We start from the raw sequence: 22,654 nt of genomic DNA, 5'->3' as shown, positions 1-22,654 counted from the left end.
GTCGAAAGTTTCGGGTAGAAAGCGCTTCCTACAGTAAGGCCGCGGTGACACGCCGTGGAAGAGCCGGTATTCAACGGAATTTCGCGGAGTCGAAACTTTCGAAATGTCGAACACGCAGGTCCTGGGCAGGTTGGCCGTGTCGCCCCGCTCTGTCGGACGGGCCGCCGCACGGCGGATTTCGCCCTCCTGGGACCGCCCTGGGGCCGATCCGGGCGGTCCTTGGGCCGTCCTGAACAGCCCTGGGGCAGCTCCAGGAGCCGCTCTTGGGCTGCGTGACACAGGGATTGTGTGATGCGCTGAGGGGGCGGGCCCTGTGGTTCCCGCTCAGGTGAGGAGATGGTCGAATGACCGAGGGTCCCGTGGTCAGCACCCCCTACGGTGCCGTCCGAGGCCGTCACGAGAACGGCCTCGCCGTGTTCCGAGGCATCCCCTACGCCGCCCCTCCCTTCGGCCCCCGCCGCTTCCGGCCGCCCGTCCCGCCCGAGCCGTGGGACGGCGTGCGCGACGCCGGTGAGTTCGGGCCGACGCCACCCAAGCCGCCGTACTCCGAGGCCTTCGCGAAGCTGCTCTCCGACCCGGTCGTGCCGGGTGACGACATCCTCAACCTGAACGTGTGGACGCCCGAGCCGGGCCCAGGCGCCCGCCTGCCCGTCATGGTGTGGATCCACGGCGGGGCGCTGACCCGCGGCTCGTCGGCGGTCCCGGTGTACGACGGCCGGTCCTTCGCCCGCGACGGCCTGGTGTTCGTCTCCCTCAACTACCGCCTGGGCATTGAGGGTTACGGCCTCTTCCCGGACGCCCCCGCCAACCCTGGCCTGCGCGACCAGCTCGCCGCGCTGGAGTGGGTGCGGGACGCGATCGCGGAGTTCGGCGGTGACCCGGACCGGGTGACCGTCTTCGGCGAGTCCGCCGGTGCGATCAGCATCGGGGCGCTGCTGGCGAGCCCGCGCGCCAAGGGGCTGTTCCTGCGGGCCGCGCTGCAGAGCGGCCCGCCCGAGGTGACAGAACGGGACAAGGTGCGGCGCCTGGTGCGGCGTATGGCCACGCGGCTGAAGATCCCCGCGACCGCCGAGGCGTTCGCCGCCGTCGACCGGGCCGCCCTGGCCGAGGCGCAGGCCGAGGTCGGCCGCCGTGCCAGCCCGGTCCTCGGGGGTCCCGCGTTCGGCATCGTCGTCGACGGAGACCTCGTGCCGCGCGACCCGCTGGAGGCCCTGCTCGACGGCGACGCGGCCCGGGACGTCGACCTGCTGCTCGGTTGGACCAGCGAGGAGTACCGGCTGTGGCTCGCGCCCACCGGCCTCCTGGAACGCATCGACCGGCTCGGCCCGGTCGCCCTGGCCGGCGCGATGGCCCGCTGCCGCTGCGGCCCCGAGGTCCCGCGCGGCTACCGGCTGGCCCATCCCGACGCGAGCACCGCCGACCTGGTGGGCCAACTGGTCACCGATTATCTCCTCCGCGTACCGCTGCACCGCCTGGCGGACGCCCACCCGGCACCCTCGTACGTCTACGAGTTCGCCTGGCCCTCCAACGTCCCCGGCCTCGGCGCCTGCCACGCCCTGGAGCTCGGCTTCGTCTTCGACACGGCCGACGTGCCCGAGGCCGCGAAGCTCGCCGGGCCCGGCGCACCGCAGGCTCTCGCCGACGAGATGCACTCGGCGTGGGTGCGGTTCGCCGTCGAGGGGGATCCTGGGTGGCCGGTGTGGGACGCCACGCATCCGGTACGGGTCTTCGGGGCGGGGGAGCCCGCGGTCGTGCACGGGCCCCGGGATCGCGAACTCGCCCTGTGGGAAGCCGAGTTCGCCGCCTCCGAGGTCGCGGCCGACCCTGCCGACCCTGCCGACCGGAAGACGCAGAGGCCGGGTGCGGTGCCGCTGTCGGTCGTGCGGCGGCTTCGGAGGCCGGGAGGTGTGCGGCGGGGGTGACGACCGAGGGGCCGCCCGCCTCTCACAGAGTAATGAGGGGCCGTCCGCCTCTCACGGAGTGCGGATTCGCCCCGCCCAGCCGATTCCGCCGAGCAGATGCTGCCGGAAGGCCGGATCCTCGTAGGCCTCCGAGGCGTGGCCGAGGGCGGTGTAGAAGACCCGGCCCGCGCCCTGTTCGCGGCACCACACGAGCGGATGGTCGTCGCCCATGCCGCCTCCGTCGTACGAGGACTCGTCGGCGGAGACGAGCACGCGCACCGCGTCGCGCGGGTTCGTGCGGAAGTCGTACCACTCGTCGGTGAACTCCCAGACGGCGGGCAGATGCCGGGTCGCGGGGTGATCGCGGTCCTCCACCACCGCCTTGCCCGGCTGGTGGTCGGGGTGCCGCGCGAACCTGGCCCCGAGCAACTCGCCGTAGTAGGGCCAGTCGTACTCCGTACAGGCCGCCGCGTGCACTCCTACGAAGCCGCCGCCCGCCTCGACGTACGCGGCGAGGTGCTCCCGGCCTGCGGGCGTCAGGATGTCGCCGCTGGTGGAGAGGAAGACGACGGCCGCGTACCGGCCGACGGGGGCGTCGAAGAAGTCGGGGGCCTCCGTCGCGTGGACGGTGAAGCCGTGCGCGGCACCGAGCGACCGCACGGCGGCGATACCGTCGGGTATCGACTCGTGGCGGTAGTCCGTGGTGCGGGTGTGGACGAGGACACGGGGTTCTGGGCGCTGCGCTGCCATGGGATCCGACTCTATGGTGCGCCGGCGCACGGGTCGGAGGACCGGCGGCAGAGGCGGGAGTCCGAAATTTTCGGTCCGGCGGGCCGGTCGCTCAACCCGACGCGCCCACCTCGTTGTTGGGCGCCCCGTCGCCGACCGGCGGCAGGTCCCCGCGCTCGACCGGCTCGGTGGCGGTGCCCTCGGGCGCCGGTGGCAGGAGGGCGGTCAGCTCGGCGGCGTCCGGGTGGTGGGTCGCCTTTGCGGCCTCGCGCAGAAGGGCGCGGTCCAGCCGGTTCGCGTCACCGACGAGCCGGATCACATGGCCGTCGCGCGGCAGGGCGTACTCGTGCCGGCCACCGGCCTTCCGGTACCAGGCGTCCCCGTCGCGCTCACAGGCGACCGACTCGCCCGACCCCTGCCCCACTTGGGTCTTCGCGCAGTTCCCCGCGCTCAAAGTGCCCCGGTCCACGAAGAGTTCGAACTGGGCGTGGGTCTTCTGGGAGAAGTACGCGGCATGGAACCCGTCGCCCCCGAACACCCCCACCGACTGCTGTGCCACGGCGAACCCCGGGGCCTCGGTGACATAGACGAGCTCCGGCGCGATCCCCAAGGCCCCGGCACGGGTGGCGAGTTCGGCGGGATCGGCGGGATCGTCCGACCTGCCCGTGCCCTCGTCGGCACCTGCCGTGTCCGTGCCGGCATCGGCCGATCCGCCCGTGCCGGCCCCGGCTCCCGCCTCCTCCGTACCGCAGGAAACGAGCAGCAGGGGCAGGAGCAGCAGCGGCAGGAGACGCACGGCACGCAGGGCACGGATCATGGGCCCCATCCTGCCGCACTGGTGTTTCCCTCCGGTGCGATTGGCGGCTGTCGTACGGGCTCGTGCAGGCAGCGGCCCTAGGCTCGTGCCGGCAGCGACCCCTAGGTCGTGTCCCCGACCCCTTTCCGGGGTGTTCCCGATGGTGTGGGCGATCGGCCGCTTGGTGAGCTGTTCCCATGAGCCGTCAACAGTCCTTTCCTGGACTCCCCGTCGCCCTTGCCGTCGCAGCCGTCGCCCTGGGAACGCTGACCGCAGCCACCGCCGCACCGGCCGGGCCAACTCACCATTCCCCGCCCCGATTACACCCGAGCACCCAGCCCGCGCACGTGAAGACCCAGGCCGTGCTGAACGAGATCGTCGCGCGGGGCACGCCCGGTGTCATCGCCCAGGTAGGGGACGCGCGCGGTGTGTGGGACGGCCGGGCCGGTGTCGGTGACCTGGCCACCGAGCGGCCGAGGAGCACCGGCGAGAAGTTCCGTATCGCCAGCGTGACCAAGACCTTCACCGCCACGGTGCTGCTCGGGCTCGAAGCCGAGGGCAGCCTCTCGCTGGACGACAGCGTGGAGCAATGGCTGCCCGGGGTGGTGCGGGGCAAGGGCTACCGGCCCGGGAACATCACCGTGCGGCACCTGCTCAACCACACGAGCGGCATCTTCGACTACAACATGGACGAGGGCTTCCGCGCCCTGTACGCGGGGGACGAGTTCGACCGGAACCGCCACACCAGGTGGTCCCCGGAAGAGCTGGTGGACATCGCGCTCGCCCACCCGCCCAACTTCCAGCCGGAGCAGGGCAGCAGGCCCGGCAGGCCAGGCAGGTGGGACTACTCCGACACCAACTACGTCCTCGCCGGCATGGTCGTCGAGAAGGCCTCCGGCGGCACGTACGCGCAGGCGGTCGAGCGTCTGGTCGTCCGGCCGCTCGGTCTGCGCGGTACGAGCGTGCCGGGCGCCTCGCCCCGACTGCCCGCACCGCACGCGAGGCACTACTCCACGCTGTTCGAGGACGGGCCGGAGGCGAAGGTGCGTGATGTCACCGAGTTCAGCCCCACCGTCGCCTTCTCCGCCGGGCAGCTGATCTCGACCGTGGGAGACGTGAACACCTTCCTGTCCAAGCTGCTGGCCGGTGAGCTGCTGCCGCCCGCCCAGCAGCGGCAGTTGCTCGACACGGTCCACGTCGACGGGGACAAGGGACACGGTGGTCCGCAGGACCGCTACGGCCTCGGCATACGGCACTTCAAGCTCAAGGAGGGCTGCTGGGCATGGGGCCACGGCGGCATGATCCCCGGCTCCGCGACCCGGACGCTCGCCTCGGCGGACGGCCGACGCGTCATGACCATGAACCGCGACGGCGACTGGGGCGAGCAGCGACTGGAGGACGCGGCCGTCGAGACCGAGTTCTGCGAGCGCTGACCGCGCCTGCCCGTACGCGCTGCTCACAAGTTGATCCTGGCCGCCACCGGCAGGTGGTCGCTGCCGGTGGCCGGCAGTACCCATGAGCTCCGCGGTTCCACACCGCGGACCAGGATCTGGTCGATCCGTACGACCGGGAACCCCGCCGGCCAGCTGAAACCGAAGCCGTCCCCGGCCGTCTCCTGGGCCGAGCGCAGCTGTGAGGTGAGGCCGGCGAACGCGCGGTCGTCCGTCGTGCCGTTCAGGTCGCCGAGCACCACCACCCGCTCGTTCGGCTCGGCCGCGACGGCCTTGCCGAGCTCCTGCGCGCCGTCGTCCCGCTGGCTCGTCGACAGGCCCGCCCTGGGATTGACGCGTACGGAGCCCAAGTGGGCCACGTACACCGCGAGCGGCCCCTGGTCCGTGGCCACCGTGGTGCGCAGCGCGCGGGGCGTGGCCGCCTTCTCCTCGGCCGACAGGTTCCTCGCCAGTGGTCCGGCCATGCCCAGCATCGCGACGTCGACCGTCCGGGTGTCCGACAGCGGGCGCTTGCTCCACAGCCCGACCGTGCCCTTGACCGCGTGGTACGGGTACGCCTTCGCCAGCCCCTTCTCGTACGCACCCCGGGCCTGTGTGGTCAGCTCCTCCAGAGCCAGCACGTCTGCCCCGGAGGCGGCCAGGTCGCGGGCGGTGCCGGCCGGGTCGGAGTTGCCGGCGCCGACGTTGTGGCTGACCACGGTGAGGTCACCGCCCGGGTGGGACTTGTCGCTGAGCACGCCGCCGAAGAGGTTCAGCCACACCGTGACCGGCAGCAGCAGTGCGACCAGGGTGGAGGCCGAGCGGCGCCACAGCGCTCCGGCCAGCAGCACCGGGACGAACAGGCCGAACCACGGCAGGAAGGTCTCCACCAGGCTGCCGACGTTCTTCAGCCCGTCCGGGATCCGCGCGTGCAGGAGCATGAGCAGGCCAAGGAGCACCGCCAGGGCCGCGAGCACCGGGCCGCGCTTCCAGGGCTCAGGCCGGGAGACGGCGCGGATCGCCCGGCGGATGCGCGCACGCCAGGCGACGGAGCCGCCCCGGGGGTCGGCACCCCGGCGGCCGGCGTCGCCCTGTCCGGTCTCCGCCGTGTCCCGTGCGTCGGCGGCCACGAGTTCCTGAGTGTCCGGCTGGGGGGTGGTCGTCATCGCGTGGAGGCTCCCGGTCGACGGGGCCGAAGCCGGCCACGGCCGGTTCCTGTTCCTGCTGGTTCGCTGCTGGACATGCCCCCAGTCAAGGCAGCGCGGTGTTGCGGGCACGTATGCGGTTTTCGATATGCCGGCGATATGCGTCGGCTCGTAGCATCGGGCGTATGCGTGTGCTGATCGTCGAGGACGAGCCCTTTCTGGCAGAAGCCATCCGCGACGGTCTGCGCCTGGAAGCGATCGCCGCCGACCTCGCGGGTGACGGCGACACCGCTCTGGAACTGCTGGGCATCAACACGTACGACATCGCCGTCCTCGACCGCGACATCCCGGGCCCCTCCGGTGACGAGATCGCCAAACGCATCGTCGCCTCCGGCAGCGGCATGCCGATCCTCATGCTCACCGCCGCCGACCGGCTCGACGACAAGGCCTCCGGGTTCGAACTCGGCGCCGACGACTACCTCACGAAACCTTTCGAACTCCGGGAACTCGCGCTCAGGCTCAGAGCACTCGACCGCAGACGCGCCCACAACAGGCCGCCCGTGCGGGAGATCGCGGGTCTGCGCCTGGACCCGTTCCGCAGAGAGGTCTACCGCGAGGACCGCTACGTCGCGCTGACCCGGAAGCAGTTCGCCGTGCTCGAAGTCCTCGTCGCCGCCGAAGGCGGCACCGTCAGCGCCGAGGAACTCCTGGAACGCGCGTGGGACGAGAACGCCGACCCGTTCACCAACGCCGTGCGCATCACCGTCTCGGCCCTGCGCAAGCGGCTCGGCGAACCCTGGATCATCGCCACCGTGCCGGGCGTCGGCTACCGCATCGACACGCAACCGGAGGCCGGACAAGGGGCGGGACACGGGGCCGGGCACGGGGGAGGGGACCGTGGATAGGCGGCCCGGTATGAGCGTTCGCCTCAAACTCACCCTCAGCTACGCCGGATTCCTCATGATCGCCGGCGTCCTGCTGCTCGCGGCGGTGTGGGTGTTCCTCCTGCGGTACGTCCCCGATCGGGCGATGCTCAACACCGCCGACGATGAAACGCTCACGAATGGTGTCTTCCCCATCCGGTCCGTCCTCCTCGGCGTCTTCGCTCCGAGGGCGGCCGCGGTACTGGCGTTCCTGCTGGTGTTCGGCCTCGTGGGAGGGTGGATCCTCGCGGGCCGCATGCTCGCCCCGCTGACCCGCATCACGGACGCCACCCGAACCGCCACGAACGGATCGCTCTCCCACCGGATCCGGCTGCCGGGCCGCAAGGACGAGTTCCGCGAACTCGCCGACGCCTTCGACGCGATGCTCGCCCGGCTCGAAGCGCACGTCGCCGAACAGCAGAGATTCGCGGCCAACGCCTCTCACGAGCTGCGCACCCCGCTGGCGGTCTCGAAGGCACTTCTCGACGTGGCGCGAGCCGATCCATACCAGGACGCCGGCGTGGTCATCGACCGCCTCCACGCCGTCAACACCCGGGCGATCGACCTCACCGAAGCACTGCTCCTGCTCAGCCACGCCGACCAGCGGTCCTTCACCCGGGAACACGTCGACCTGTCCCTCCTGGCGGAGGAAGCCATCGAGACACTCCTCCCCCTCGCCGAGAAGCGTGGCGTCGCCTTCGAAACGTCCGGCGACATCACGCCCACCCTCGGATCGCACGCGCTCCTGCTGCAGCTGACCACGAACCTCGTGCACAACGCGATCGTCCACAACCTGCCCGAACAGGGCACTGTGTGGGTCGACACCGCCGTCCGCCCCGACACCGTGGTGCTCACCGTCGAGAACACCGGCGAGAAGCTCACCCCACAGCAGGCCTCGACACTCACCGAACGATTCCAGCGCGGCACAGAACGCGTACACACCGACCACGCGGGCGTCGGCCTCGGCCTGGCCATCGTCAAGACCATCACCCACGCCCACGACGGAACACTCACCCTCACCCCGCGCTCCGACGGCGGGATCCGCATCACGGTGGAACTGCCCGCCGCACCCTCCGGCCCGAGCTGACCTGCTACGGACTGCGGGCCTCGGTCAGGCCGAGCCGTTCCACAGCTCGGTGCTGTTCGCCCTGGTCAGTGAGGCGACCCGGTCGACGACCTCCTCGGCCGGTAGCGGTTCGAGGCGGCGGCCGTCGCGCAGGCGCAGTGCCACCCGGTCGTCCACGGCCTCCTTCGCGCCGATCACCGCCTGGTACGGGACCAGACGGGACGCCCGGACGCGGGCGCCCAGGCTACCGCTCCCCGGGCCGGCGATCTCGGCCCGCAGCCCCCGTTCGGCGCAGCGGCGGGCGAGGGAGGCGGCGTCCGGGAGCTCCGCGTCCGAGATCGGCAGGATCACCAGCTGGGTCGGGGCGAGCCAGGGCGGGAAGGCGCCGCCGTGCTGCTCGACGAGGTGCGCCACGGCACGCTCCACGCTGCCGATGATGCTGCGGTGGACCATGACCGGCCGGTGCTTGCCGCCGTCCGCGCCGATGTAGTGCAGGCCGAACCGCTCGGGCTGGTGGAAGTCGACCTGCACGGTGGAGAGGGTGGACTCCCGGCCCGCGCCGTCGGCGACCTGGACGTCGATCTTCGGACCGTAGAACGCGGCCTCGCCCTCGGCCGCCTCGTACGGCAGCCCCGAGCGGTCCAGGACCTCGGTCAGCAGTGCGGTGGACCGCCGCCACAGCTCGGGCGCGGCGACGTACTTGCCGCCCGGGCCCGGCAGGGACAGCCGGTAGCGGACCGGGTCGATCCCGAGCGCCTCGTAGGCCCGGCGGATCATCTCCAGCGCCGCCCCCGCCTCGTCGGCCACCTGGTCCAGGGTGCAGAAGATGTGCGCGTCGTTGAGCTGGATCGCCCGTACGCGGGTGAGGCCGCCGAGTACGCCGGACAGCTCGGAGCGGTACATGCCGCCCAACTCCGCCATTCTGAGCGGCAGTTCACGGTAGCTGTGCGGTCGGGAGCGGTAGATCACCGCGTGGTGGGGACACAGGCTCGGGCGCAGCACGACCTGCTCCGAGCCCAGCTCCATCGGCGGGAACATGTCCTCGCTGTAGTGTGACCAGTGCCCCGAGATCTCGTACAGCTCCCGTTTGCCGAGCACCGGCGAGTACACGTGCCGGTAGCCGGCCCGCCGCTCCTCGCCGCGGATGTACTCCTCCAGGGTGTGCCGTACGGTCGCGCCGTCGGGCAGCCAGTACGGCAGCCCCGCCCCGATCAGCGGATCGGTGTCGAACAGGTCCAGCTCACGGCCGAGCCTGCGATGGTCGTGGCGGTCGCCGTGGTCCTGGCCGTGGCTGCTGACGGTGTTGTTGTCGGTGTGGTTGTCGTTCATGGTCGCGGTCTCCTCGTGGACGGGAAGATGTCCGGGCGAGCGACCGGGAACGCCGAAGCCCCGGGGCACTCGCCCCGGGGCTTCGGACTGGCTCATGAGTCAGCGCGCCGGGACACTCTCCGGCGTCGTCGTCATATGGGCGCGCTTCATGGCAGGGACGGTAGCAAGGGGCCGGGGAGTGCGCGCGGGGTTTTTCTCCGCGTCCCGGCAAGGGGGTGTCTCCCGGTCCCGGCCGTACGGCCGTCACCGCGCCGATGCGTGCCGCCCGCCCCTCGCGCGCGCCCTCCGACGCCTGGTCACCGGGATCATCAGCGTGGCCAGCAGCCCCAGGGCGGCGGCGACGAGCCACCACGCACGCGGTATGGGACTCTCGTCGGCCGCGTTCTGCGTACGCGCGGCCTTCGGTACTGCCGACTCCGCGGCGGCGCGGGCGGTCGCGGACGGGCTCGCGGTGGTGGCGGCGGTCAGGACGACGTCGTTGCCGTCACCGCCCCGGTAGCTGATCCGGTACTTGGCCCTGCCCACCTCGACCGCAGCGCCTTCCTTCAGCCCGGTGAACGTGCCGGTCGTCCTCGCCTTGCCGGCGTGGTCGATCAGCGTGACCGTCTCCGTCTCCGTCTCGGTATCGGTCTCGGTCTCGGTCTCCGAACCCGAGCGGGCGTCCAGCTTCCCCGCCAGCGTCACCTTGCCCCCGACCTTCAACGCCTCGCCACCTACGACGAGTTGACCACCCGGCCGCTGCGTGTAATCCCCAGTCACCGTCACCCCGCCCGAGACCTTGCCCGTACTGGTCACCGAGCCGACGACCGTGCCCTTGCCGGACAGGGAGGCCGTCAGGTTCAGGGCCGCGCCGGGCGCCTTGCGGACGTCGAGCCGCGCGCCGGAAGCCGTCAGGCGGATCGCCCTGCTGCGGGTCGGGCCCGTCCCGTCGAGCGCGAGCGTGCCCTTCGTGACGGTCGTCGTCCCGGTGTACGTCACCGCCGGGCCCGTCAGCGTCGTCGTGGCGACCCCCGACTGTGTGAGGGAGCCGCCGCCGCTGATCCGGGAGAGAGCCAGCGGCTTGGAGGTGTTGCGGAGCACCAGCGAGCCGTTGTTGACCACCTTGTAGAGGTCGCCCTTGGTGTACAGCCCGCCGTCGCCGCCCGTCTTTCCGCTGCCCAGCCGCAGGACCGCACCCTTCTGGACGGTCGTGGAGCCGTCGTAGTACTGGACGGCGGCGAAGGTGACGTCGTTGCCCTTGGTCCCCTTGATGACGACGTCCCCGGCACCGGGCGCGGACAGTGTGTCGTGGAACCGGCCGCCGCCGATGGGCGCGCCGAGCGTCACGGGCCCGTTGTAGTCGAAGGTGAGCAGTGAACGGGCCCTGGCGGCAAGCAGGTTGATGTAGACGGTCTCGGCCGTCCCCGGCATGAAGATCTTGTTCGTGGTCCCGTCGCCCCACTGCACGTTGGCACCCTTGATGTTGGTACCGCGCTTGTTGACGTTCTTCGCCGCGGGCCGCCAGTTGAGCGCCGGGTCGCTGAGCGAGGGGTTCGTGTCGCCGCCCTGGTTCGACCAGCTGTACTGGCCGGTGAGTACGACCTTGCTGCCGGGCCGCGACTGGACGTTGATGTCGCTGCCGTACTCCCGCTGGTAGAAGTTCTGCCGCAGGGTGACGGTCTGACCGAGCGGGGTGTCGACGGTCCAGGTGCCCTGGTTGAGGATGGCGCGGGCGTTCGGCAGGGACACCGGGTACTCGGACTTGCCCGCGTCCATCGCGGTGCCGTTGTCGATCACCCCGGTGAACGGGTGCGTGCCCGCGATGTCGAGCTTGCCCCACATGAACCGCGGCTGGCTGACCAGCCCCGAACCGCTGATCGTGCCGAGGTTGAAGGTCCGTACGAGGGAGAGCCGCAGGGTTCCGTCGACCCTGACGTTGAGCTGGTTCAGCTGGTAGCCCGGGGTGTTGTACGGGAAGTGTCCGATCAGACCCGTGCCGCCGCCCGTGCCGTACTGGAGGGTCGCCCCGCGCTCGACGGTGATCGCCGGCGGGTCCGGGTTGCTCACGGTGGTGTACGGGTGGTTGCCGCCCAGGGTGGCGATCCGCTGCCGTTGCCGGGCCTTGGGCAGCGTGAAATCGCTGTCCTTGGTGAGGACCAGGGTGCCGGAGCCGCGCACGGTGAGCGTGCCCTCGCCCCGGAACACCCCGTCGTACGTGGTCTCCCCGGCCGGCACGGTCACCACGGTGTCGCCGCTCAGCGTCACGTCCCGGTCGGCGAGCACCGCCGCCGTGACGTCCTTCGCCCCGGCGGGCGCCGCGACCGCGCCCGGTGCCATGACTCCTGTCGCGACGACGACGGCGAGCGCTCCGCCGACTCCCGCCGCCCGTCCACGAATCCCTGTCGCCCGTACGCGAATCCCTGCCGCCGGTACGCGGATGTTCTTGTTCACGTCCGTGGAGACGGGTTCGGGCGGGGGCCGATAACAGAAACTTCGGTCGCAAAAGTTTCGCTCCCCGGTTCTCTCCCGAACCGTTGACCTCCCCGGAACGCACCCTTACGGTTTCGGCGTTTCTTAATGTCAGATGTTGTTCGAAATTGTGAACATGAGCGTGGAGGGGCACACGCATGAGCCGCAATGACGTCGACCCGTCCGAAGTCCCCAGCCGCAGACTCCTTTTGAGGGGCGCCGTCGCAGCGGGCGCGCTCACGGCCGTACCCGGGGTCGGGGGCGCAGTCGCCGAGGCCGCCGCCGACGGGGCCGGACGGGGCGGCCGGTACATCAACCCGCTCGTCCGCAACCGCGCCGACCCGCACATCCACCGACACCGGGACGGCCACTACTACTTCACGGCCACGGCCCCCGAGTACGACCGGATCATCCTGCGCCGCTCCCGGACCCTGCGCGGGCTGACCGGGGCCGCCGAGTCCGTGATCTGGACGAAGCACGCGAGCGGTGACATGGGTGCGCACATCTGGGCGCCGGAGATCCACCACATCGACGGCAAGTGGTACGTCTACTTCGCCGCCGCGCCCGCGAACGACATCTGGGCCATCCGCATCTGGGTGCTGGAGAACGCGAGCCGTGACCCCTTCCGCGGGGAGTGGGTCGAGAAGGGCCAGCTGAAGACGGCCTGGGAGACCTTCTCCCTCGACGCCACCACCTTCACCCACCGGGGGACCCGGTACCTGTCCTGGGCGCAGCACGAGCCCGGCATGGACAACAACACCGCGGTCTGGCTGTCCGAGATGGCGGATCCGCTGACTCTGACGGGACCTCAGGTCCGGCTCACCACTCCGGAGTTGCCCTGGGAAGTAATCGGCTTCAAGGTCAACGAAGGGCCGTCGGTCATCAAGCGCAACGGCCGTGTCTTCATGTCCTACTCGGCGAGCGCCACCGACTTCAACTACTGCATGGGCCTGCTGACCGCCGACGCCCGCAGCGACCTCATGGACCCCGCGAACTGGTCCAAGTCGCCGACCCCCGTCTTCACGAGCAACGACACCACCAAGCAGTACGGCCCGGGCCACAACAGCTTCACCGTCGCCGAGGACGGCCGCACCGATGTCCTCGTCTACCACGCCCGCCAGTACAAGGACATCGTCGGCGACCCGCTGAACGACCCCAACCGGCACACCCGCATTCAACGGCTCGGCTGGAAGCCCGACGGCACCCCCGACTTCGGCATCCCCGTGGCCGACACCTCGAAGGAGAGTGTCTGAGATGAGACGTGCGTACGCGGTACTCCTGGCCCTCTGTCTGGCGCTGGCCGGCGCACTCGTCACGGCCGGTCCGGCCCAGGCGGCACCCCAGACCGTCACCAACGGCACGCAGTTCACCGACACCAGCGGGAACCCCCTGCACGCGCACGGCGGCGGGGTCATCAAGGTCGGCACGTACTACTACTGGTTCGGCGAGAACCGGAACACCGACAACACCTTCCGGTACGTGGACGCCTACCGCTCGACGGACCTGAAGAACTGGGAGTTCCGCAACCACGTCCTCACCGAGGCGAGCGACCCGGAACTGGCGACCGCGAACATCGAGCGGCCGAAGGTCATGTACAACGCGTCCACCGGCAAGTTCGTGATGTGGATGCACAAGGAGAACGGCGTCGACTACGGCGAGGCCCGCGCGGCGGTCGCCGTGTCGGACACGGTCGACGGCAACTACACCTGGCAGGGCAGCTTCCGGCCGCTCGGCACGCACATGTCCCGTGACATCACGGTATTCGTGGACACCGACGGCGCCGGCTACATGATCTCGGCAGCCCGTGAGAACTACGACCTCCAGATCTACCGCCTGACCGCCGACTACACGGGCATCGCGAGCCTGGTCGCGGACCCCTGGCACGGCGGCCACCGCGAGGCACCGGCCCTCTTCAAGCGCAACGGCGTCTATTTCATGCTGACTTCGGGCGCGACTGGCTGGAACCCCAACCAGCAGCAGTACGCCACGGCGACCTCGATCGCGGGCCCCTGGACGGCGATGACGAACGTCGGCGACTCGACGACCTACGGCTCGCAGACCGCGTACGTCCTTCCCGTACAGGGGAGTTCGGGCACCTCGTACCTCTACATGGGCGACCGCTGGGGCAACGCGTTCGGCGGCACGGTCAACGACTCCCGTTATGTGTGGCTGCCGTTGACCTTCCCGAGTTCGACCACGATGTCCATGTCCTGGTCCCCGGAGGTCACCGTCGACACGACCGCCGGGACGGTCACCGGAACGAGCGCCGCCTACAACACGCTGATCGCCCGCCACTCCTCCAAGTGCGCCGACGTGACCAGCCAGTCGCTGTGGGCGGGCGCCCAGATCAAGCAGTACACCTGCAACGGCGGCAACAACCAGAAGTACTGGTTCAAGTCCCTGGGCAGCGGCTACTACCAACTGAACGTCCGAGGCAGCTCCCTGTGCGTCCAGGAGAACGCCAACACCGTCACCCAGGAGAACTGCAGCTCCTCGGCGACCAGCCAGCAGTGGTCGCTCACCACCAGCGGCTCCTACGTGACCATCACGTCCCGCGCGAGCGGCGAGTGCCTTGACGTGAACGGCGCTTCCACCGCCGACTCCGCCGCGATCATCACGTACACGTGCAACGGGGCGACCAACCAGCAGTGGACCCGAGGGACTTGAGGGAATTGAGGAGTCGCGTTGAGACGCATGACGATCACCCTGCTGGCCGCGCTGACCACCGCCACGGCTCTGTCCGCCGTCCCGGCCCAGGCACACGGCCGCGGGACGGGGACGGGGACGGGTATGGGGATGGCGAACTGCACCGCGACGGCATGCCACTTCGACGTCGCGCCCGGCACGTACGACGTGCGTGTCCGGCTCGGCGGTGACACCGCGGCGAGCACCGGCATCACCGGTGAGACGCGGCGCACCCTGCTCGCCGAGACGCCCACCGGGGCGGGCGAGGCGGTGACCCGCACCTTCACCGTGAACGTCCGCACGCCCGAGGGTGAACCCACCGGAGCCGAGGGCACGCCCGGTCTCGACCTGGTCGTCGGCGGCTCGGCGCCCGCGCTCGCCGACATCCGGGTCACTCCGGCCGCCGTCCGGCACACCCGCCAGATCTTCCTCGTCGGTGACTCGACGGTCTGCGATCAGCCGGGTGACCCCTACTCCGGCTGGGGCCAGCAACTTCCGCAGTACCTTCGCAAGGGCGTCTCGGTCGCCAACTACGGGGATTCCGGGGAGAGTACGGTCACCTACCTCGCCGACCCGCGGCTCTTCGGGACCGTCCAGCCGTTGATCCGCAAGGGTGACCTCGTTCTCATCCAGCTGGCCCACAACGACAAGCAGACCGACGAGGCGACGTACCGCGCGAACCTCGAAACGCTCGTCGCGGGCGTACGGGACAAGGGTGGCCGACCGGTTCTGGTCACTCCGATCGTCCGCCGCTGGTTCAACAGTGACGGCACTCTCAACAACGGCACGGCCCTGCTGGTGAACGGCCTGGGCGTCGACCATCCGGCCGTCACCCGCTCGGTCGCCGCCGCCCGCGACGTGCCGCTCATCGACCTCACGGCCAGGACGAAGGCCCTGGTCGAGTCACTGGGTGTCGAGGGCTCCAAGGCGCTCTACCTCTACAACGAGAAAAGGGACAACACGCACACCTCCGCGTACGGCGCGACGGCGTACGCGGAACTCGTCCGCGACGAACTACTTGCCCAACACCTGGTGCCCGAGCGCCTGGTGAGGTGAGCTGGACTCCTGGGGCGTCCCGTCCGGAACCGGGGCGTCCCAGGTACACACATTCCACCCGAGCGAGACAGGAAGCCCGACCGATGTCCGCAGGCCCCGCCGGAATCCCCGAGGACCGCGCCCTCAGCCCGCACACCGGCTACACACGCGCGCACTGGGAGGCGGCGGCCGACTCCCTGCTCGCGGCCGTGGAGCCGTACGCGACCGAGGACCGCGCCCTCTATCACCTGCCCGGCGAGCACACGAGCTGGTCGGGCCGCCTCTCCGACGGCCTGGAGGGATACGCCCGTACGCTGATGCTGGCGGCCTTCCGCCGCGACGAGAAGGCCCTGGAACGGTATGCCGAAGGCCTCGCCGCCGGAACGGCCGGCATCTGGCCGCGCATCGAGGACCGCAGCCAGCCCCTCGTCGAGGCCGCCTCCATCGCCCTCGCCCTGCGCCTCACCCGGCCCCTCCTCTGGGACCGCCTCGACGACGGAGTACGGCAGCGGGCCGCGGCCTGGCTCGGCGACGCGCTGACGGCCGAACCCTGGCCCTGCAACTGGGAGTTGTTCCCGGTGACGGTCGGCGGCTTCCTGGAGGACATCGGGTACGAGCCCACGCTGTCCCGTGCCGCGATCGACCGGGGCCTCGACCGCATCGAGCAGTGGTACGTCGGCGACGGCTGGTACACCGACGGCGACGGGCGCGCCTTCGACTACTACAACGGCTGGGCCATGCACCTGTACCCGGTGCTGCACGCCTGGCTGGCCGACGACGAGCGGCTGCTGGACCTCTACGGCGGCCGTCTCTCGGCCCATCTCGCGGACTACGCCCGCCTGTTCGGCGGCGACGGTGCGCCGATGCACCAGGGCCGCTCACTGACCTACCGCTTCGCGACGACCGCGCCCCTCTGGCTCGGCGCGCTCACCGGCCGTACGCCCCTGTCGCCGGGCGGGACGCGGCGACTGGGGTCCGGCGCGCTGAAGTACTTCCTCGACCGGGGAGCCGTCGACGGCCACGGCCTGCTCACCCTCGGCTGGCACGGCCCCGACTCGGCCGTCCTGCAAGGCTATTCGGGCCCCGCCTCCCCGTACTGGGCGAGCAAGGGCTTCCTCGGCCTGCTGCTCCCGCCGGACCACGAGGTGTGGACTGCGACAGAGGAGCCTCGACCGGCGGACCGGGCTGACGAGTCCCACCCGATCGGCCCGCCCAACTGGCTTCTGCAGTCCACGAGTTCGGACGGTCTGGTCCGCCTCCACAACCACGGCAGCGAGGACGTCCGCTACGACCCGTACTACACACGGCTCGCGTACTCGACGGTGACGACGCCCTCAACGTCGTACGACAACAGCGTGATCGTCGGAGACGACCCGAGCCGCACCGGCATCGAGCCGTTGGGTGTCGGCGAGGGCTGGGTGGCCTCCCGGCACACGACGGCCTCCGGTGCCCGCGTCACGAGCCTCGTGCTGGCCGAGGGCGCGGTGGAGGTACGGGCGTTCCGGGTGTCGGCCGCGCCGGAGGGCACGGCGGTACGGGTCACTGGGTGGGCGACCGGGGAGAGTGGCGCACAAGCCGAACTCCGGCCCATTCACGGTCTGTTGAGCGCATCGTCCGACGGCTTGACCGGTGTCACGGCCGCAACCGACACCGTCTTCGTCGCGCTCGCCCGTCTCACCGCCGAGCCGGATCCGGTCCCGCTGGAGGAGTCTGTGACCTTGACCGTCGTGGACGGGACGAACGAGATCCATGCCTGCTGGAGCGGTGGGCGCGAGGTACGGGCCCGGCTGGACGACGGCGCGGTCACGGTCGGCACCGAGCGGCCGGGCGTCTGAGCGCGCGGGTCACAGGTGTCGGTTCTGGGGCAGCCGGGTGATCTCGACGAACATGACCACGGACACCGCCGTCGCCGGAGCGAAGGCGGCGAACTCGTCCCAGTGGGAATCGCCGAGACCCGGCAGCTTCACGGACAGGAGCCGGGCGAGACCCCAGCCGACGGCCCACGAGATCAGGAAGGCCGGCCAGCGGTGCCGCACACCTTTGATCACGTCGTCGAGCGTGGCCACCCACACGACGACCGTCATGATCGACGGCGTCAGGACATCGTCGTCCGGGGTGAACACCGCGAAGAGGGCCCCCACAGCCAGCGCGAACAGCCACGCCCGCACCAGGGGCATCGCCGCGGCCGGACGGCGTGGCATGTCCCGGGGCAGCCAGAAGAACCGGCGCACGCTCCGGACGAATCCGTGTTTCCCCTTGTCGGCCATCGCGCCGTCCTCCCCCGTACCGGGCACGCAGGGGTGCCCGGCGCTGGTTGAGACGCCCGAGTCCCGGCAGGGGTTGCACGGAGGGAGCGGGTCCGCCTCCGGGTCCCGGACTGTTCGGCGAGTACCGAAGCGTTCCGCCCCTAGCGTTGCCGTATGACCACGTCCGAAGCACGCACCGCGGCACCTGCGGCCTCCGGGTACGACGCCCCGGCCACCGACGACCGCAACCCGGCGGAAGCGGTCACCGCCATGGTCGACCACGTCCTCGCCCTGGCCGCGACCTGGACCGCCTGGGACGGGACGCCCGCCCACGTCGACGACCGTGTCTACACCCCGCACAAGGCCGTCCGCAGGGTCGCCGACCACCTGGTCGACCACCTCGCCGAACTGGAGGCACGGCTCGTCGGCGAGCGCCCGCTGCCCGACCACTGGCACGCCTCCGCGACCACCACACCGGCCGATCTCGCGCCCTTCACCCAGGAGGACCTGGACGAGGCCCGCAGCAGGCTCGGCCGGCTGGCCCGGATGTGGGCGAACCGGTTGTCCGCGCTCACCGAGGAACAGCTCGACCACTCGCCCGGAGAGGGCTGGACCTTCCGTCAACTCGCCTTCCACCTCACGGGATCCACGTACTACGCCGACGCCGTGGGAGACCTGGGCGGCACGCCGTGACAGCCTTCGCCGCACTCCACCACGCCGACGCCCCGCTGCTGCTTCCCAACGCCTGGGACCACGCCTCGGCGGCGGCCCTGGCCGCCCAGGGCTTCGCGGCGGTCGGCACGACCAGCCTGGGAGTGGCCGCGGCCGCCGGACTGCCCGACGGGGCGGCGGCGACCCGTGACGCGACGCTCAATCTGGCCCTGGCGCTGAGCAGCGGCCCGTTCCTCCTCTCGGTCGACGCCGAGGGCGGTTTCAGTGACGACCCGGACGAGGTCGCCGGGGTGTCCCGCGAGCTGGTGGCCGTCGGGGCCGTGGGCATCAACCTGGAGGACGGCCGTCCCGACGGCACCCTGACACCCTTCGAACTCCACGCGGCGAAGATCGCGGCGGTGAAGTCCGCCGTACCGGGCCTGTTCGTGAACGCCCGGACCGACACCCACTGGCTGGGCGGCGACGGCGATGGCGGCGCCGGTGATTTGGACGACACGAGCCGACGCCTCGACGCCTATCAACAGGCGGGCGCCGACGGCGTGTTCGTCCCGGGCCTCTCCGAACCGTCCCGGATCACCGCCCTGTTGAAGACCCTGGACATTCCCCTCAACATCCTCTACTCGCCCACCGGTCCGACCGTGCCCGCCCTCGCCGACCTGGGCGTACGCCGTATCAGCCTCGGCTCGCTCCTCTACCGCAGGGCCCTGGGCGCGGCGGTGGAGACGGCGGCCCTGATCCGCGCGGGCCGGTCCGTCGAGGGGCCGGCACCGACGTACGGCGAGGTGCAGGCGCTCGTACGGCCCGGCTCCCAACGGCCGGACACCCTTGGGTGACCCTGGTAGCGTTGATGTTTTCGTGGGTATAGAACCCTGTGGACTCCGACCGGCGAGGAACCGAGGGACCGAGGAACCATGGACATGGAGATCCCCGGCGACAAGCGACTGGCGGCCGCCGTCGTGATGCACGAAGGCCGTGTGCTGTTGGTGCGCCGCAGTGAGACCGAGCGGTTCCTGCCCCTGGTGTGGGGCGTTCCCTGCGGAAAGCTGGAGCCCGGCGAGAGTCCCGAGGACGGGGTGCTGCGGGAGCTCAAGGAAGAGACGGGCCTGCTCGGCGAGGTCGTCCGGAAGGTCGGCGAATCATCGTTCGTGAGTGAGTACCAAGGGCACGAGATCAAGAACTGGCAGGACAACTTCCTGGTCAAGCCCCTCTCCTGGCACATCACCCTCCAGAAGCCGGATCAGCGGTACGTCTGGCTGAGCCCCGCCGAGCTGGACAGCGTCGACATCGACGCGTACAACCTGGACATCGTCCGACAGGCCCTCACGAGCTTCTGAGCAGCTCCGCCAGCGCGTCGAGTTCGGCCAGATAGTCGGCCACGTCGAGCGGCACCTTCGGCACCGACCCCGGATGCGGCCCCGCCGCCGTGAACACGTCGGTGTGCTGCCGCCGTCCGCTCCCCGTCTCCAGGAAGAGCGTCACCGTCGGCTCGGCCGTGTCGCACCACGCGCGGTGCAGGGTGTGCGCCGGCAGGGCGTAGGTGCTGCCCGCCGCGTACTCCGCGACCTGCGTGAGGTGCAGCCGGGCCGGTCCCGTCGGCTCCAGCAGCCAGTCGGCCGACTCGTCCGCCAGGGACTCCCGGTAGCGGTCCGCCTCGACACTGCCGCCCTCCCGGGGCGCGTACAGCTCCATCGCCAGACGCCCCCGCACGACGTAAGAGGCAAGCGGGGAACGGTGGTTGTGGATGTCCTCCTTGCCGATCACCCCACGCCCCGCGTGCCACAGATGGGCGCGCAGCATGTGGTGCGGACCGCCGTCGATGAGCAGGAGCTTGTCGAAGCCGAGGACATGGCGGTACGACAGGCGGGCGCAGCCCTCCGGGTCGCCCTCACCGGAGGCGAGTTCGGCGGTCAGCTCCAACAGCCGGTCGGGGGAACCCAGTTCGGCGACGACCGAGCGGGCCGCCAACACCCGTTCGTGTTCGGGCAGTTCGCCGTCCAGTGCCTCGGCGAGCAGCCTCCGAGCCGCCAGGACCTGCCGACCACCCATGCACGCTTCTCCTGTCTCAGCCATGCGGTTGGTATACCCATACGGCATGAGCCCGCAGCGCCGAAAGGCCCTGATAGGTCATCCACATGGGGCGGCGCAGCTCGCTGGTGTCGTCGCGGACCCAGGTCCATATGCCGTCCGTCTGCCCGGCCCACACCGCGCTGACCGCGCCGTTCAGCCGGTCCCGCCACTCCTCCTCCAGGCCGTCCTCGCGGGCGATGTCCCGGGCGCCGGGGGTGAGCAGGGCGCGGACGACCCACGAAGCGGTGAAGTGCCGTACGTTCAGGACCTCGTGGCGGGACGGGTCGTCGGTGCGGGGCCTGCGCACCTCCTCGCGGAGGTTGGCCAGATCGAGGCAGGCGTCGTGCGGGGCGTCCGGGCAGGCCAGCAGCCAGCGCACGCCGTCCTCGCGGGCCGCGCGGCCGTTGGCGCTCTCGCCGCCCAGCACCCGGGCCGCACGGTCCAGCGCGACCACGGCCTGTGCGGTGTGCAGCGGCGACGGCGGTCCGTGGAAGGGAGCGAGCCGGTAGCCCCAGCAACGGCGGTGCTCGCGACGCGGATCGGTGACCGCGCCCTCGACGAGAGCGTCCCGCAGCAGCGACAGCGCTTCCGAACCGGGCGCGGCGCGCAGCAGACCGCGCAGCACGGTCGTCACGACATGCGTCAACTCCCGTCCCGTACGGTCGAGTTCATGGGTGAAGCCCGTCTCGCACACCGCCACCTCGGCCGCCAGCCGCTCCCGCGAAGCGCCTGCCCGGGCCAGCGCGCCCAGCACCAGGGCGGTCACCGCCGGGCGGGCCTCGGAACCCTGCGAGCGCGCCGACCATCCGCCGTCGGGCAGTCGCAGCCGCCACAGAGTGTCCACCAGGTCGCCCGCGCCGATCCGGCCCTCGGGCATCCCGAGGTCCAGCATGATGTGCAGGCCGTACGCGGTACCCACCGAGGTGGGTCGGCCGGGGCCGCTCTCGCCGAGGGAGTGCGCCCATCCGGTGAGCCGCCCGCGGACCGGGTCGTCGACCACGCAGACCTGTTCGGCGAGGGTGTCGTAGGCGGCGGAGAAGAGCGCGGGGAGCGGTCCTGGCCCCGACAGAGCGGAGGCAGTGCCCGTCAACGGCCCCGGCAATACAGGGGTGTTGTCCGCGTCCGCGTACCGGGACCGGAGCAGTGCCGCCGACAGCCAGGCCGCGACGGCCGTCGCGAGCCCGCTCACCGCGGCGATCGCGTACCGCGCGGAATCTCCGTCGATGCTGTCCGGCAGCACCCCGACGAGGGACTGGAACACCGCGTAGCCGGCGGCCGCGCAGCCGAATCCGCCCAGCCAGCGCACTATTCGCGCGGGGCGCGGGCCATGGGGCAGATGCGGATCGGGATCCGGCCTGGACGGGTTGCGTCGGAGCTGCTGTTGGGACACTGCGCGCTCCCTCCCCCAGGGCGGCACCTGAAACCGGCGAAGTTTCCAGTCTAAGTGGTCAGGGGGGCACCTGGGGTAGGGCAACTCAAGGGCAACTCATGGGTGAAAGGCGCGAGTTCGTCGTGGCCGGTCGTGCCCACTCGGCGGCACCGAAAGATGTCACAGCTCCCCGCCGCTACGGGGCGCTCGTAGTCGGCCAGTTCTCCAGCAGCACGTGGAGCGCGTCGATCGTCCGGTTCCAGGACGTCTGTACGTCACGGGGCGCACCGAAGCCGCCGGAGGCCTCCAGCGCGCAGTAGCCGTGGAAGGTGCTCCTCAACAGGCGGACGGCGTCGGTGAGATCGGGTTCGTCGAGGCCGTACGCGCGGAGCATCCCGTACGTGACCTCGGCGGTCCGGGCGAAGGCGGGGGAGGCGGCGACGAGGGACTGGTCGATACGGATCTGGGTGGCCGCGTACCGCCCCGGCCGCTCCAGCGCGTACTCACGGTAGGCGTCGGCGAAGGCGGCCAGGGCGTCCTTGCCGGCCCGTCCGGCCACCGCCGTGGAGATCCGGTCGATCATCTCGCCGCCCGCGAGGAGCGCGACCCGGGTGCGCAGGTCGTGCAGGCTCCTGACGTGCGAGTACAGGCTCGCGTCCTTCACACCGAACCGCCGGGCCAGCGCGGACAGCGTGACGCTCTCGAAGCCGACCTCGTCCGCGAGATCGGCAGCGGCCTCGACGAGCCGGTCGGCCGTGATCCCGGCACGGGCCATCATCAACCATCTCCTAAGGGTTCTGGCCAAAAACCTGG

20 protein-coding genes are annotated in these 22,654 nt (G+C 70.9%); 11 read left to right on the top strand and 9 right to left on the bottom strand.

What is annotated here, in order from left to right:
- Positions 1–344 precede the first annotated feature (344 nt).
- Positions 345–1,922 (top strand): carboxylesterase/lipase family protein, encoded by a 1,578-nt coding sequence (locus QF035_RS14145; protein WP_307520627.1) that lies wholly within the window; start codon positions 345–347, stop codon positions 1,920–1,922.
- Between the two features lie 51 nt (positions 1,923–1,973).
- Here QF035_RS14145 and QF035_RS14140 read toward each other — a convergent pair whose 3' ends face one another.
- Positions 1,974–2,651 (bottom strand): ThuA domain-containing protein, encoded by a 678-nt coding sequence (locus QF035_RS14140; protein WP_307520625.1) that lies wholly within the window; start codon positions 2,649–2,651, stop codon positions 1,974–1,976.
- 91 nt (positions 2,652–2,742) lie between these two features.
- Positions 2,743–3,447 carry a hypothetical protein gene (locus tag QF035_RS14135; RefSeq protein ID WP_307520624.1) on the bottom strand — a complete coding sequence of 235 codons (705 nt, stop codon included), beginning with the start codon at positions 3,445–3,447 and terminating at the stop codon, positions 2,743–2,745.
- Positions 3,448–3,623: 176 nt separating this feature from the next.
- On the opposite strand from QF035_RS14135, the gene QF035_RS14130 reads away from it, so the two are divergent.
- Positions 3,624–4,859 (top strand): serine hydrolase domain-containing protein, encoded by a 1,236-nt coding sequence (locus tag QF035_RS14130; protein ID WP_307520622.1) that lies wholly within the window; start codon positions 3,624–3,626, stop codon positions 4,857–4,859.
- Positions 4,860–4,882: 23 nt separating this feature from the next.
- On the opposite strand, the gene QF035_RS14125 is transcribed toward QF035_RS14130, so the two are convergent.
- Positions 4,883–6,022, bottom strand: coding sequence for an endonuclease/exonuclease/phosphatase family protein (locus QF035_RS14125; RefSeq protein WP_307520621.1), 1,140 nt, complete (start codon positions 6,020–6,022; stop codon positions 4,883–4,885).
- A gap of 164 nt (positions 6,023–6,186) precedes the next feature.
- Here QF035_RS14125 and QF035_RS14120 point away from each other — a divergent pair, with 164 nt between their 5' ends.
- A complete protein-coding gene (locus QF035_RS14120) occupies positions 6,187–6,906 on the top strand; it encodes a response regulator transcription factor (RefSeq protein ID WP_307520619.1) in 720 nt (239 codons plus the stop codon).
- 10 nt (positions 6,907–6,916) lie between these two features.
- A complete protein-coding gene (locus tag QF035_RS14115; protein WP_307520618.1) occupies positions 6,917–8,011 on the top strand; it encodes a sensor histidine kinase in 1,095 nt (364 codons plus the stop codon).
- Positions 8,012–8,035: 24 nt separating this feature from the next.
- Here QF035_RS14115 and thrS read toward each other — a convergent pair whose 3' ends face one another.
- Together thrS and QF035_RS14105 are read right to left on the bottom strand one after the other, a co-directional pair.
- Positions 8,036–9,319 carry a threonine--tRNA ligase gene (gene thrS, locus QF035_RS14110; RefSeq protein ID WP_307520616.1) on the bottom strand — a complete coding sequence of 428 codons (1,284 nt, stop codon included), beginning with the start codon at positions 9,317–9,319 and terminating at the stop codon, positions 8,036–8,038.
- Positions 9,320–9,562: 243 nt separating this feature from the next.
- Positions 9,563–11,635, bottom strand: coding sequence for an autotransporter (locus QF035_RS14105; protein WP_307531108.1), 2,073 nt, complete (start codon positions 11,633–11,635; stop codon positions 9,563–9,565).
- Positions 11,636–11,925: 290 nt separating this feature from the next.
- Here QF035_RS14105 and QF035_RS14100 point away from each other — a divergent pair, with 290 nt between their 5' ends.
- From QF035_RS14100 to QF035_RS14085, 4 genes are all read left to right on the top strand, one after another.
- Positions 11,926–13,020, top strand: coding sequence for a glycoside hydrolase family 43 protein (locus QF035_RS14100; RefSeq protein WP_307520615.1), 1,095 nt, complete (start codon positions 11,926–11,928; stop codon positions 13,018–13,020).
- Position 13,021: 1 nt separating this feature from the next.
- Complete coding sequence (locus QF035_RS14095) at positions 13,022–14,434, top strand: RICIN domain-containing protein (RefSeq protein WP_307520613.1); 1,413 nt, start codon at positions 13,022–13,024, stop codon at positions 14,432–14,434.
- 27 nt (positions 14,435–14,461) lie between these two features.
- Entirely contained in the window at positions 14,462–15,508 is a 1,047-nt protein-coding gene (locus QF035_RS14090; protein WP_373466648.1) for a rhamnogalacturonan acetylesterase, read from the top strand.
- Between the two features lie 83 nt (positions 15,509–15,591).
- Positions 15,592–17,322 carry a DUF2264 domain-containing protein gene (locus QF035_RS14085; RefSeq protein ID WP_307520610.1) on the top strand — a complete coding sequence of 577 codons (1,731 nt, stop codon included), beginning with the start codon at positions 15,592–15,594 and terminating at the stop codon, positions 17,320–17,322.
- 9 nt (positions 17,323–17,331) lie between these two features.
- Here QF035_RS14085 and QF035_RS14080 read toward each other — a convergent pair whose 3' ends face one another.
- Positions 17,332–17,754: a hypothetical protein gene (locus QF035_RS14080; protein WP_307520609.1), complete on the bottom strand. Its 423-nt coding sequence runs from the start codon at positions 17,752–17,754 to the stop codon at positions 17,332–17,334.
- A 153-nt stretch (positions 17,755–17,907) separates the two neighbouring features.
- Here QF035_RS14080 and QF035_RS14075 point away from each other — a divergent pair, with 153 nt between their 5' ends.
- From QF035_RS14075 to QF035_RS14065, 3 genes are all read left to right on the top strand, one after another.
- Positions 17,908–18,426, top strand: coding sequence for a hypothetical protein (locus tag QF035_RS14075; RefSeq protein ID WP_373466647.1), 519 nt, complete (start codon positions 17,908–17,910; stop codon positions 18,424–18,426).
- A complete protein-coding gene (locus QF035_RS14070) occupies positions 18,423–19,238 on the top strand; it encodes an isocitrate lyase/PEP mutase family protein (protein ID WP_307520608.1) in 816 nt (271 codons plus the stop codon). Before QF035_RS14075 ends, QF035_RS14070 begins: the two co-directional genes overlap by 4 nt.
- A gap of 78 nt (positions 19,239–19,316) precedes the next feature.
- Positions 19,317–19,739 (top strand): NUDIX hydrolase, encoded by a 423-nt coding sequence (locus QF035_RS14065; protein WP_307520607.1) that lies wholly within the window; start codon positions 19,317–19,319, stop codon positions 19,737–19,739.
- On the opposite strand, the gene QF035_RS14060 is transcribed toward QF035_RS14065, so the two are convergent.
- From QF035_RS14060 to QF035_RS14050, 3 genes are all read right to left on the bottom strand, one after another.
- Entirely contained in the window at positions 19,726–20,451 is a 726-nt protein-coding gene (locus QF035_RS14060; protein ID WP_307520606.1) for a hypothetical protein, read from the bottom strand. The genes QF035_RS14065 and QF035_RS14060 overlap by 14 nt on opposite strands.
- Positions 20,452–20,467: 16 nt before the next feature.
- Positions 20,468–21,862: a hypothetical protein gene (locus QF035_RS14055; protein WP_307520605.1), complete on the bottom strand. Its 1,395-nt coding sequence runs from the start codon at positions 21,860–21,862 to the stop codon at positions 20,468–20,470.
- A 175-nt stretch (positions 21,863–22,037) separates the two neighbouring features.
- Complete coding sequence (locus QF035_RS14050) at positions 22,038–22,616, bottom strand: TetR/AcrR family transcriptional regulator (protein ID WP_307531104.1); 579 nt, start codon at positions 22,614–22,616, stop codon at positions 22,038–22,040.
- Between the last annotated feature and the right edge of the window lie 38 nt (positions 22,617–22,654).

The organism is Streptomyces umbrinus, from assembly GCF_030817415.1.
Classification (GTDB): domain Bacteria; phylum Actinomycetota; class Actinomycetes; order Streptomycetales; family Streptomycetaceae; genus Streptomyces; species Streptomyces umbrinus_A.
The sequence above is the reverse complement of the archived record's forward strand: the minus strand, read 5'-3'. Positions and strand labels throughout refer to the sequence as shown.